This window comes from Prevotella sp. P6B4 (genome assembly GCF_000619985.1).
Lineage (GTDB): Bacteria > Bacteroidota > Bacteroidia > Bacteroidales > Bacteroidaceae > Prevotella.
In genome coordinates, this window is sequence record NZ_JHVE01000003.1 from 16,299 (window position 1) to 29,023 (window position 12,725).

Annotated in this window: 8 protein-coding genes; 2 read left to right on the forward strand and 6 right to left on the reverse strand. The window is 48.5% G+C overall.

The annotated features are described in order from the left end of the window. Nucleotides 1–108 precede the first annotated feature (108 nt). Both alaS and T491_RS0102445 read left to right on the forward strand, forming a co-directional pair. The gene (alaS, locus tag T491_RS0102440; RefSeq protein WP_028902460.1) at nucleotides 109–2,772 is read left to right on the forward strand and encodes an alanine--tRNA ligase; all 2,664 of its coding nucleotides are present in this window, start codon (nucleotides 109–111) and stop codon (nucleotides 2,770–2,772) included. A gap of 101 nt (nucleotides 2,773–2,873) precedes the next feature. Then, on the forward strand, nucleotides 2,874–3,221 hold the full coding sequence (locus T491_RS0102445; RefSeq protein WP_028902461.1) for a MerR family transcriptional regulator: 348 nt from the start codon (nucleotides 2,874–2,876) through the stop codon (nucleotides 3,219–3,221). Nucleotides 3,222–3,276: 55 nt separating this feature from the next. On the opposite strand, the gene T491_RS0102450 is transcribed toward T491_RS0102445, so the two are convergent. The 6 genes from T491_RS0102450 to T491_RS0102475 are packed head-to-tail and all read right to left on the reverse strand — an operon-like array spanning nucleotide 3,277 to nucleotide 12,723. Next, on the reverse strand, nucleotides 3,277–6,474 hold the full coding sequence (locus tag T491_RS0102450) for a DPP IV N-terminal domain-containing protein (RefSeq protein WP_028902462.1): 3,198 nt from the start codon (nucleotides 6,472–6,474) through the stop codon (nucleotides 3,277–3,279). 49 nt (nucleotides 6,475–6,523) lie between these two features. After that, complete coding sequence (locus T491_RS0102455) at nucleotides 6,524–7,501, reverse strand: pectinesterase family protein (protein WP_028902463.1); 978 nt, start codon at nucleotides 7,499–7,501, stop codon at nucleotides 6,524–6,526. A 14-nt stretch (nucleotides 7,502–7,515) separates the two neighbouring features. Continuing rightward, nucleotides 7,516–9,789: a RelA/SpoT family protein gene (locus tag T491_RS0102460; protein WP_028902464.1), complete on the reverse strand. Its 2,274-nt coding sequence runs from the start codon at nucleotides 9,787–9,789 to the stop codon at nucleotides 7,516–7,518. 16 nt (nucleotides 9,790–9,805) lie between these two features. Beyond that, a complete protein-coding gene (locus tag T491_RS15510) occupies nucleotides 9,806–11,113 on the reverse strand; it encodes a lytic transglycosylase domain-containing protein (RefSeq protein ID WP_081773204.1) in 1,308 nt (435 codons plus the stop codon). A gap of 3 nt (nucleotides 11,114–11,116) precedes the next feature. After that, on the reverse strand, nucleotides 11,117–11,797 hold the full coding sequence (locus T491_RS0102470) for a DUF5683 domain-containing protein (protein WP_028902465.1): 681 nt from the start codon (nucleotides 11,795–11,797) through the stop codon (nucleotides 11,117–11,119). After that, entirely contained in the window at nucleotides 11,794–12,723 is a 930-nt protein-coding gene (locus T491_RS0102475) for a ParB/RepB/Spo0J family partition protein (RefSeq protein WP_028902466.1), read from the reverse strand. Before T491_RS0102475 ends, T491_RS0102470 begins: the two co-directional genes overlap by 4 nt. Nucleotides 12,724–12,725 lie beyond the last annotated feature (2 nt).

Consider the following 12,725-nt stretch of genomic DNA (forward strand, 5'->3'; position numbering starts at 1 on the left):
AGTCAATAAAAAAGGCGGGTAAAATTTTGTATTTCGCTCGTTTATTCGTAACTTTGCACCCCAAATAACAATTTGATAAATAGTAAATAGTAAAATAGTCAAATTAAGATGATGACAGCAAATGAGATTCGCGACTCATTCAAAAAGTTTTTCGAGTCGAAGCAGCACGCTATCGTACCATCAGCACCTATGGTAATCAAGGATGACCCAACGCTGATGTTTACGAATGCAGGTATGAACCAATGGAAGGATATCATTCTGGGTACTCGCGATCCAGAGCCACGCCGTCGAGCGGATACACAGAAGTGCCTGCGCGTATCAGGAAAGCACAACGACCTTGAGGAAGTAGGACACGATACTTATCATCACACCATGTTCGAGATGCTCGGTAACTGGAGCTTTGGCGACTACTTCAAGGAGGGCGCCATCGATATGGCATGGGAGTATCTGGTTGATGTGCTCAAACTGAATCCTGAGGATCTCTATGTAACCGTATTCGAGGGTTCGCCCGAAGAGAATATTCCTCGTGACGATGAGGCCGCTAAATATTGGGCTAAGCACGTGCCCGAGGACCACATCATCAACGGAAATAAGCACGATAACTTCTGGGAGATGGGTGACACAGGTCCATGCGGTCCCTGTTCAGAGATCCATGTAGATAGCCGTACACCTGAGCAGAAGGCTGCCAGCGGCAAGACCGGTCGTGAGCTGGTGAACCAGGACGACCCACAGGTGATTGAGATCTGGAACCTGGTGTTCATGCAGTTTAACCGCAAGGCTGATGGTAGTCTTGAGAAACTGGGTATGAACGTGATTGATACTGGTATGGGCTTTGAGCGTCTGGTTCGCATGATGCAGGGTAAGCACTCCAACTACGACACCGATGTGTTCCAGCCCATCATCAAGGCCGAGCAGCAGATTACCGGACTGAAGTACTTCACCTTCGAAGAGGAGACCGAGAATCCCATCAGCAAGGAGCAGGATGACATCAATGTTGCCATGCGCGTTTGTGCAGACCACCTGCGTGCCGTTGCCTTCTCGATTGCCGACGGTCAGCTGCCTTCAAACGCTAAGGCTGGCTATGTGATTCGTCGTATTCTGCGTCGTGCTGTACGCTATGCCTACACCTTCCTTGGTCAGAAGGACGGTTTCCTGCATAAGCTTGTGCCCACACTCGTAGCTGAGATGGGTGATGCCTTCCCAGAGTTGAAGGCCCAGCAGCAGCTCATCACCAAGGTTATCAAGGAAGAGGAAGATTCATTCCTGCGCACGCTTGAAAAGGGTATCGGTATGTTGAGTGATGCTATGAGCCAGCTGAAGGCTGAGGGTAAAACTGAGCTCGATGGCGTACAGGCCTTCCGTCTGTTCGACACCTATGGTTTCCCACTCGACCTCACAGAACTTATCTGTCGTGAGAACGGCTTCACCGTTAACGAGGAGCAGTTTAATGTGGAGATGCAGAAGCAGAAAGACCGTGCTCGTAACGCTGCTGCCGTTGAGAACAGTGACTGGGTAGAACTGGCTGCCGGTGAGCAGCAGTTTGTTGGTTACGATTATACCGAATACGAGTGCCATATTCTCCGCTACCGTAAGGTAACACAGAAGAAGAATGAGTTCTATGAACTGGTTCTCGATAACACACCATTCTATGGCGAGATGGGTGGACAGGTTGGTGATCAGGGTGTTCTCGTTAACGAGGCAGAGACCGTCAGCATCATCGACACCAAGCGCGAGAACGGTCAGAGCGTTCACATCGTGAAGCAGTTGCCAAAGGATCCTGCTGCTCAGTTCATGGCCTGTGTCGATACCGACAAGCGTAACGCTTCGGCTGCTAACCATACTGCTACTCACCTGCTCGATTATGCGCTGAAGCAGATTCTGGGTGACCATGTAGAGCAGAAGGGCTCGTTTGTAAGTCCCGACACCCTGCGTTTCGACTTCTCACACTTCGAGAAGGTTACTGATGAGCAGCTGCGCGAGGTAGAGCGTATGGTGAACGATATGATCCGTCAGGATATCCATATCGACGAGCACCGTGACGTACCATTCGACGAGGCAAAGAAGTTAGGTGCTATCGCGCTGTTTGGCGAGAAGTACGGAGATAAGGTTCGTGTAGTTCGTTTCGGTCCTTCTTGTGAGTTCTGTGGTGGTATCCACGCTTCTTCAACAGGTCGCATCGGCTTCTTCAAGATTATTTCAGAAGCCAGTGTGGCTGCCGGTATCCGTCGTATTGAGGCTAAGACCGGTCAGGAGTGTGAGGAACTGCTGTATCAGACTGAGGATATCCTGAAGGCTGTCAAGGCATTCTTCAATAATGCCAAGGACCTGCAGGGTGTAATCAAGAAGTATATTGAGGAACACGACTCAATGAAGAAGGAGATTGAAGCCTTCCAGGCTCAGGCTGTAGAGCGTGCTGCTAAGCAGCTGGTTGAAAAGGCCCGCGAGGTGAATGGTGTTAAGGTTGTAACTGCCGTTCTCCCCATGAATCCTGCAGCCGCTAAGGACCTGGCTTTCAAGATCCGTGCAGCAGTAGAGGGCTCTTTGCTCTGTGTATTGGGTACTCATGATAATAATAAACCACAGCTCTCAATCATGATGAGTGATGATATGGTAAGCGACCACGGACTGAATGCCGGTCAGATGGTACGTGAGGCCGCCAAGCTCATCCAGGGTGGTGGTGGCGGTCAGCCTCACTTTGCCCAGGCTGGTGGTAAGAACGCCGACGGCCTGAGTGCAGCTGTCGACAAGGTGCTTGAGTTAGCAAAGCTTTAAGTATATTGATAGGGTTGGCAAACGCCAACCCTATTTAAATAATCTTAATTCTTTTCTTTATTCAATATAATTGTTTATCTTTGCGGCAAAATAGTTGAATTATGGCACTGAATCTGAAAAAGAATTTTAAGCTTTATTACTCTATCAGAGAGGTAGCGGAGATGTTCGATCTGAATGAGAGTACACTGCGATACTGGGAACAGGAGTTTTCGTTTCTGAGACCAAAGACTTCTGGACCAGCCAAAATCCGTCAGTATCAAGAGAAGGATATTGAGCAGGTGCGACTAATCCATAATCTGGTAAAAGTACGCGGTTTCAAGATATCTGCTGCACGTGAGATGTTGCAGAAAAACCGTCAAGGTGCGCAGACGAAGGCTGATGCATTGCAGATGCTGATTGGCGTGCGTGAAGAACTTGAGAAACTCAAATCGCATCTGGACATGTTGTAATGCTACTTGAACATAATAATAATCCCCGCCAATCGGCGGGGATTATTATTTGTATTTATTTCTTATGACCTCCGAACTCATCCTTGGTTTTTTCTTTGAACTCCTTAGCTTCCTTGAGTAACTCCTGTACGGCACGCTCCAACTGGCGGTCGCGACCGGTAAGGTAGTCCTCAGGTGCGTTATATACCTCGATGTCAGGGTAGAGTGGTGTGTTCTCACCATAGTCACCGCGTACGTCGATACGTCCAACCTGTGGAATACCGAACACGATGCCATTGATGAGTGTTTCCCACCATACACTGGTAGATGTTCCTGCCATAGGAGTACCAATCAGATTACCGATCTTCATATCCTGGAACAGACGTGGGAAACCGCAGGCATTACTATAATCGTCCTCGCAGATCACGACGCATGAAGGCTTGTTCCACTGAGCAGATGGCTCGATACCCAGATATTTTCCGTGGGCTACGAAGTGTGAATGCTGACGTCCGCTGAGCAGAACGCGCAGGTCGTCGTGCAGATAGCCACCACCATTATGACGCTCGTCAACAATCACAGCATCACGCTCACGGTTGTCTTCGTTGAGTAATTCCTCGAAGAGCTCACGGAAACGGTCGCCATTCATCTGACGGATGTGGACGTAAGCCAGTTTGCCTTTAGAAAGACTATCCACCAGATGGCGGTTACGCTCTACCCAACGATCGTAAAGCAGATTGTTATAAGCAGTAAGCGAGATGGGCTTGATATTCACGTTACGACCATTGATGGTGAGGCGTGTCTGTTTGCCTGTCTTGCCTGCCAACAAAGGATAGAAATCGTCGCTAGCCTTGATGAGAGTGCCATCGATAGCTTCGATGATGTCGCCTGCTTTTACACCAGTGTTGCGGACAGCTAAGGGCGAACCTTTCACGATTTCTGCAATCTTCAGACCATCACCCTTGTATTTCTGGTCGAAGAATACGCCTAATGATGCTGTGCGGTACTTGATGCTGGCAGAGTAGCGGGCACCAGTATGTGAGGCGTTCAGCTCGCCCAGCATTTCGGCCAGCATATCGCGGAAGTCGTACTCATTGTTGATATGAGGCAGGAATTTCTGATATATCTTCTTATAACCAGCCCAGTCAACACCATGTAAGTCGGCGCGGTAGAACTTATCGCTTACTTGGCGCCAGATATGATTGAACAGATACTCGCGCTCTGCATATGGGCGATAGTTGAAGTCGGCCTCGAAGTCGATGGCGCTACGGCTTTCTTTGGCAAGATCAATCTTTCTGATGTTACCCTTACTCAGCACGTATAGGTTCTTGCGCTTTTTGTCGGTCATCAGGTTACCCTGTCCTAAACCTTTGAGTATTAACTCGTTTTTGTCGGTTAGTAAGTTGTACTTCCACAAATCATAGCCATCGTCGTAGGCTGCCTCATAGAAGAGAGTATCACCTTTTGTGGTAAGGAAAGCATCGCCCAGACGGGTAGAGTGCGCAGTAAGACGAACAACACGCTGGCGTGCATTCTCCAGATCGAGTTCAAAAGGTGTATTGGTATTACCCTTCTGCTTTTGTTCGCTGTCGTAGAGCGCTTTTTCCTCCTTCGACATCATGAAACGTTCGTAAGCGTCGAGGTCGAAGAACATGATGTAATAGTCAGTATGATAGCCATGACCGCCATGGTTCTTATATCCCTTACGGTTGCTCTTGAACAGCATGGCCTTGCCGCCAATCACCCAATGAGGATTGAAATCGGTATAACCGCTATTGGTGAGGTTGTAGGGTTTCTTTTTGCCGGATGCATCGAGCAAGGCGATGTCATCGTGGTGATAGCCACCGTCGCCGTAATAGCTCGACAGCAGATAGCGGCCATCGGGACTCCATTCGAAATCAATGTCGCCATCAGAGTATGAGAACAGGTTCTTTCCATCCATCACTGTACGGATCTGCTTTGATGACAGATTAATGATACGTACAGCACCACGATCCTCGAAGAAGGCAATCTCCTTACCATCGGGGCTATACTTAGGATAGAACGATGTGTGGTTATGCTTGGTGAGCTGCTCTTCCTTCAAATCGGTAGAATAGATGAATAATTTCTCTTCCTTCTTGTTGACGATGCTGGTTTGGTAGATGTTCCAGCAGCCGTTACGTTCAGAAGCATAGGCCAGACGGGTACCGTCGGGCGAGAAGGTGATGTTGCGCTCCAATTCTGGTGTATCGGTGATACGGCGTGTGGTCTTATAATCGACCGAAGTTACATAGATATCACCATGCACGATAAAGGCAACCTCCTTACCGTTGGGGGAAGCGCATATCTCGGTGCAGCCTCCTGTGAGTGTCTGTCGGATCAGATCACGATCAGAGCGGTCGCCGACAATGTTGATGTTGACACGCTGAGGCTGCCCGCCTTCGCGGAGGGTGTAGATCTCACCGTCGTAACCGTAGCACAGAGTGCCGTCGGCAGACGATGTGAGGAAACGTACAGGGTTGGTCTTATGACGTGTAATCTGTTGGGTCTGCGTACCGTCAAGACTGCGTTTCCATACATTGAAAGTACCGTCCTGCTCGCTCAGGTAGTAATATCCCTTGCCGTCGGGAGTCCAAACAGGTGTACGGTCCTCACCCTTGAAGGTGGTGAGCTTGGTGTATTTCCCCTTTGACCAAATCCAAATGTCGCGACAGGCTGGCGATTGATGGTGCTTACGGAAGGGGTCTTCGGTACCTTTGATGCTGTGATACAATACATCGCCAGTCTTGCGATTGATATTGATATCGGCCATTGCCAATGCAGAGTACAAGTATGGACGTCCGCCCTTGATACTCACTTCGTAGAGCTGTGGAAATTTTGCCATTGCAGGAATAATCGACTGCTGTGTTGGCATGTCGGCCATGCTGAATACCAAGTGATCGTTGTCGCTGAAGGCCAGTGGCGTCTTACTGTGACTGCTGGTAGTAATCTGTGAAGGCAGACCGCCGTCGCGTGAAATGACAAAGAGGTTCAATGCGCCTCCCTCACGATCAGATACGAAAGCTATCTTACTGCCGTCAGGACTCCATACTGGGTTGGAATCATAGGCAGGATTACTGGTGAGCTGTTTAGCTGTACCACCGGAAACTGGAACTGTGTACAAGTCGCCTTTATACGAGAAAGCGATAGTTTTGCCGTCGGGGGAGATGGCGCAGAATCGCATCCACAGTGGGCGCTCCTGAGCCGACACAGTAGCCGACAGCAGAGTGGTTAAAACTAGTAGGAGTAATTTCTTCATATATATACCTTATTATATTAGTAAAGTGGTGTTGGACGGTAGGTGTTGGTTATTTCCAAGGATTCCAACCGTCGTTTCTGTTAAAAACGGCTTGGGGGGTAATCTTTGTCGCCTCTTTCTTGGTGAGCTGATGACTCCAGGCTACACGTTGCTGAGGCTGAGCACCGGCACCGCGATTGTTGTATTCTAAATAGCGGGTAGTCTTCTCGTTCTCAGGGTTACGCCAGTTTTCCCAACCTTCGCTGCGGATATGTCCGCCCAACTCACAATTCATGAATAGCGTGTAAGCATACGGACGCCAAGGGCGACCTAAGTAGCACTGTTCGGCAGTACCGCCTGCAATAAGCCGGCAGTTGTTGAACACATAACCGAATGGCTGATCCTGAGGAGTTGAGGCTGCAGTGACGTAGCTATTTACCAGACTCTCAATGGTGCATCCCTCGAACCATGCTGTTGAAGGACCGAAGATAAAGTCGGTGGTGCCACAGATGTAGCAGTCCTTGAAATAGAGGCGTGTGCCGGCAGTACCTGTGTATACTGTGTCCTGATGACCTACGAACCTGCAGTTGATAAACACCAGACGGTCACCCTCGGTATGTAGTGCTACGGCCTGGCCCAAACGTGCAGAGTTGTTCTCGATAGTTATATTCTTCAGTGTGATGGCATTACCCTCAATCTTCAGTGTATAAGTGCGGAAAGTGCCCATGGGCTTGCCATTGTCAGTACGTTTGATGTTGGCATGGTCATCAAAAGTGATAATGGTTTTCTCGGCATCCTCACCGCAGATTTCAATGTTCTGAAGCCATGATGGGATGATGAGCTTTTCCTTGTAGGTGCCTTTTTTTACATAGATGACCTTGTGGTAGTCCATAAAAGCGCGACACACTTCGATGGCATCGTCGATGTTTCGGAATTCTCCTGTTCCATCGCGTGATACCACAAGGGTGTCGGGGTTGTCGTACTTGCCGGCAGAAAATCCGGTCTGAGATGTGGCCATGATAGCCAGTAATAGCAGTAGTTTTTTCATTTTATAAAGTAGTTTTACATAATTTCTGAGATCTCCTTCAGATCGGGTACCTTCTTCAGATTCTCCATGATAGCCTTTACGTTCTCACGATCGTGTACGTGCATCTCGATGGTTCCTTCAAAAATACCCTCTTCGCAGGTGATGAGGATTTTGTGGATATTGACATTCATCTGCGATGAGATGACCTGCGTGATTTCGTTGAGCATGCCCAGACGGTCGATACCACTGATACGGATGGTGGCGTCGAAATAAAGCTTTCGGTGCATGTCCCACTTGATATCAAGGATGCGGTTGCCATAGCTGGTTTTCAACTTAGCAGCCACTGGACAAGCACGCTTATGGATTTCTATCTGATTCTTGTTGTTGATATATCCTAATGCATCGTCGCCGGGGATGGGGTGGCAACATCCCATGAACTTGAACTGCTTGATATTCTCCTCAGCGATGTAGACGGGCTTTTTGCGGTTAAACTTCTCAGGAACGATAAACAAGTCCTGACGAGAATGCTCTTCTTTCTTTTTCTTTCCGACAAAGGGTACAAACTTACGCCAACCGGAGTTGCTGTTGTCGTCCTTGTTCTTACCATTCAACTCATCGATATCCTTTTCGCCCAGTAGCACAATCTTCTCACCCAAAGCCTGGAAGAATTCCGTACGTTTGGTGTATTCATGGAAATCGGCTAATTTGTCGGTCAGTGCTACAGTAGGTTCAAAACCATTTTTCTTCAGGAACTCGTTTAAGATGTCCTCTCCCTCGCGTTGCGTTTCGCGGTTATCACGACGCAGGATGGCCTGAATCTTGGCTTTAGCCTTGGCGGTGGATACGAAGTTGATCCAACCTGCATTGACATGCTGCGATTTGGAGGTAAGAATCTCTACCTGATCACCACTCTGTAGCTTATAGCTCAGGGGAACCAGTTTGTGGTTTACCTTGGCACCGATACAATGGCTACCCAGGAAGGTGTGAATGGAGAATGCGAAGTCGAGTGCGGTACATCCTGCAGGCAGGGTCCGGATTTCTCCCTTGGGGGTGAACACGAATATCTCGCTGGCGAAGAGGTTCAATTTGATGGTGTCGAGGAAGTCCATGGCATCAGGTTGTGGGTCGTCCAAAATCTCTTTGATTGTACGTAACCACTCGTTAAGCTCATTCTCGTCCTCTGTGTACTCCTCTTCAATACCATCTTTATATTTCCAATGGGCAGCAAATCCCTGCTCTGCGATTTCGTCCATACGATCCGAACGGATCTGTACTTCAATCCACTGACCGGTTTTCGACATCAGTGTGACATGCAGGGCCTGGTAGCCGTTGGCCTTTGGCTGACTAAGCCAATCGCGCAAACGGTCGGGATGGGATTTGTATATCTTTGAAATAGCAACATAAATCTTGAAACACTCGTTAACTTCGTCTTCACGGTTATTGGGGGTGAAGATGATACGTACTGCCAGAATATCATAGATTTCTTCGAAGCTAACATGTTTGTTCTGCATCTTATTCCAGATAGAATAAGGGGTCTTGACGCGCTCCTTTATTTCGTATTTGATGCCCATTTGTTGCAGGGCTGTCTCGATGGGTGAGGTAAACTGCGAGAATAGGGTGTCGCGTTCCTCACTTGAGAGTTGCAGTTTCGATTCAATGTTGGCATATTCGTCAGGGTGCTCGAATTTGAAGCTCAAATTCTCGAGCTCGGTCTTGATTTTGTTCAGTCCCAGGCGGTTGGCCAGAGGGGCGTAGATATATAGCGTCTCGCCAGCAATCTTATACTGTTTGTTGGCTGGCTGGCTATCCAACGTACGCATATTGTGTAGTCGGTCACAGATCTTGATGATGATGACGCGAATGTCATCGCTCATAGTGAGTAGCAGTTTCTTGAAATTTTCGGCTTGTGCAGAGGCTTGTTCACCGAATATGCCACCACTAATCTTGGTTAGTCCGTCGACAATCTGGGCAATCTTGGCGCCAAAGATGTTCGAGATGTCCTCCACTGTATAGTCGGTGTCTTCTACTACGTCGTGCAGTAGAGCGGCGCAGATACTCGTAGAGCCAAGTCCCACCTCTGAGCATGCAATTTGTGCCACGGCAATGGGATGCATGATATAGGGCTCGCCTGATAGTCGGCGCACCCCTTTGTGAGCTTGGCGTGCAAAGTTGAAAGCCTTAGTAATGATGTCGACTTTCTTGCGATGGCGCGATGAAATATAGTCGTTCAACAAATGTTCGAACGCCGCATTAATCATCTGGTCATCTTTTTCCTCCTGGGTTAACTGCTTCTCTTCTACATCCATCATATTTGAACAAAATTAGTTATCTTCTGCGACGGCTTCTGCTTCTGCCTTTTGAACTGCGCTTCTTTGATTTGGATACAGCAGCTCTGCCTCGGCGCGCATTACGCGCCTTGCGGGCACTTGTACGACCACGACGTACACTCTTTTTGCTGCGGAAAGTGGGCTGGTCGTCGTTAACATCTACAACAGAACGCTTAGTCAGTAATTCGCTGGTACGGTAGTTGTAGATAGAGTCCTGCATGTCGATAAATCGCACGGCATCAGCCATGGGCAGTCGGATCGCGTATTTCTTGGTATTTCCTGGTACAATATCACGACGGTACTGAGGGTTCAGTGAACGTAACATCTCAATATCCAGTTCGAGTACGGCAGCAATCTGTTCAAGATGTACATCGCGGTTTACTACTACAGTATCGGTCTGTAGTGGCAGACGTGTACTCATGGGGCAGATATTGTGCTCACAATAATATGTCATGGCATAGTTGGCTGCAATAAAAGCTGGTACATAACCACGAGTTTCTGCGGGCAGGTAGGGGTAGAGGCGCCAATAGTCCTTCTCACCGCCAGCGCGGTGTATGGCCTTATTGATGTTGCCTGGGCCACAGTTGTAAGCAGCAATTACCAGGTTCCAATCGCCAAAGATACGGTACAGGTCGCGTAGATAGCGCGCAGCAGCATACGATGCTCTGAGAGGGTCTCGGCGTTCGTCGACCAGCGAATTTACTTCCAGTCCGTATTGTTTACCTGTACCTAACATGAACTGCCATAAGCCAGTGGCTCCCACGCGTGAAACTGCTTTGGGATTAAGGGCACTCTCAATCACGGGCAGATACTTCAATTCCAATGGTACCTGATAGGCTTCAAGTGCTTCCTCGAAAATAGGTACGTAGAAATTGGCTGCACCCAGCATAAAACTGACTGAATGGCGCAAGCGTCCCATATAGCGGTCGATAAAGCGTTGTACAATATCGTTATACCCCATCTCCATGACGGTTGGCATACGACGCAGACGTTCTATATACTCTTCTGGGCTGTACGTGGGGTTCTCGTCCTTCATCTGACAGTCGCCTGGACTAAGATAGGCTTTCGACATATATAAACTGAGGAGACTGTCGAGATTGAATGTCATAGCTTCGGGGAACTCGATTAATTCCTCGTTGCCTTCCTTGTCTAGTACAGAGATTTCATCCTCGATGGGGACGAATAGGCTGTCAACCTCTACTTCGTCGTCATCGGGGTTGTTAATCACTGTTTGTGCGGTCAACGATGTACTGGTAAAAAACATCGCTGCGAAACTTAAAATCTTTATGTTGTTCTTTATCATCATATTCTAAAATCTTACACTGCATTGCACGCCAACTGCTCCTGCATCGAGTGGATTGCGTGACGAGTGATTATCGAGTATTGTTGGCTCAATGCGTAGACTCAGGTCTTTCGATATATCGAATACAGATAGCTCTGCATCTACATAGGCATCGACGACCGACAAAGCATAGACGCCCACCAGTACAAAGAAACTCATGTCGCGCCAGCGGCGGTAACGGTCCTTACGTTGCTTGAAAAGCTGCTTGTATCGAGGCATGTTTGCCTCTGTAATCTGTGTGCCCAGATGCAGAAACTGATTGTAACTCTGCGTACCTGGGTCGTTATCCATCAGGTCGAGATAGGCCTGAGAATAGTCCTTGTACATGGTGTTGTTCCAATTCATGGCATACAGACATCCCAGAAATCCGCCGTAAACCAATGGTAGCTTCCAGTATTTGCGGTTGTAAATCTGTCCGCCACCAGGAATGACCAATGCTAACCAGAGTGCACGCTTAGGGTCTGGGCGCCATAGGCTCATATCCTTGATGGGCTTCTGGGGTAGACGAGCCGAATCAACCAGAAGCGACACCTCGCGATTCATAGCCTGAGTTAACGAATCGTTCTCCAGGACCTCCTGTGCGGTGGCGCGTTGAGCGATAGCCGAGAGGAGCAATGCCGTGATACACAGTTTGCCTAATCCTCTCATTTCTTCTTCAACTTGTCGAAGACGTTCATGATATACTCCAGTTCTTCGTCGTTAGCAAACTGGATGGTGATACGTCCCTTGGACTGGGGTGAACACGTCATCTGAACCTTGACATTAAACATTTGCGATAAGCGATCGCGTAATATGCTATATTCCAATGGTAACTGCTGTGGAGATACAGATTTCTTAGCGGTCTGTAATGATTCGCCGTTCTTCACCAGCTGTACCATTTCTTCAACTTTACGTACCGAGTAACCGTTGCGGTGTACGTCCTTGAACAGCTTGAGCTGTGCTGATGGACTTTCAAGGGATAACAGCGCACGGGCATGCCCCATGTCGATATCTTTGTTCTTCAGAGCCATCTGTATTTGTGCGGGCAACTTGAGTAGACGCATGTAGTTGGTTATTGATGTACGACTTTTGCCCAGTCGCTCTGACATACGTTCCTGTGTCATTCCTGTCGACTCTGACAGACGCTGGTAGGCCAACGCTATTTCGATGGCGTTCAAATCCTCGCGCTGGATGTTTTCTACCAAGGCCATCTCCATGGTCTGTTTGTCGTCAGTAGTCTTGATGTAAGCAGGAATAGATGTAAGTCCAACTATTTGCGAGGCGCGCCAGCGGCGCTCGCCGGCAATAATCTGATAATGTCCGTTGGGCATCTCACGAACAGTGATTGGTGTTATGATACCGATCTCGCGTATGCTGGCAGCCAGTTCATTCAAGGCGTTCTCGTCGAACTCATGGCGTGGTTGGTCGGGGTTGGGCTCTATCAGTTCAATGGCAATCTCGTTCAAGTTGGATGTGCCTTTGATGTTAATATCATTGGTGTTGATAAGCGCATCGAGCCCCATGCCTCTGCCTGTGCCGATGTTGTCTAATCCGCGACCTAAAACATTGTGGTCGTATTTTTTTCTTACAGCCATAA

Excerpts from the sequence above, each read along its gene's own strand:
- alaS (WP_028902460.1), top strand. The coding sequence starts at position 109 with ATGATGACAGCAAATGAGATTCGCGACTCATTCAAAAAGTTTTTCGAG.
- T491_RS0102445 (WP_028902461.1), top strand. The coding sequence starts at position 2,874 with ATGGCACTGAATCTGAAAAAGAATTTTAAGCTTTATTACTCTATCAGA.
- T491_RS0102450 (WP_028902462.1), bottom strand. The coding sequence starts at position 6,474 with ATGAAGAAATTACTCCTACTAGTTTTAACCACTCTGCTGTCGGCTACT.
- T491_RS0102455 (WP_028902463.1), bottom strand. The coding sequence starts at position 7,501 with ATGAAAAAACTACTGCTATTACTGGCTATCATGGCCACATCTCAGACC.
- T491_RS0102460 (WP_028902464.1), bottom strand. The coding sequence starts at position 9,789 with ATGATGGATGTAGAAGAGAAGCAGTTAACCCAGGAGGAAAAAGATGAC.
- T491_RS15510 (WP_081773204.1), bottom strand. The coding sequence starts at position 11,113 with ATGATGATAAAGAACAACATAAAGATTTTAAGTTTCGCAGCGATGTTT.
- T491_RS0102470 (WP_028902465.1), bottom strand. The coding sequence starts at position 11,797 with ATGAGAGGATTAGGCAAACTGTGTATCACGGCATTGCTCCTCTCGGCT.
- T491_RS0102475 (WP_028902466.1), bottom strand. The coding sequence starts at position 12,723 with ATGGCTGTAAGAAAAAAATACGACCACAATGTTTTAGGTCGCGGATTA.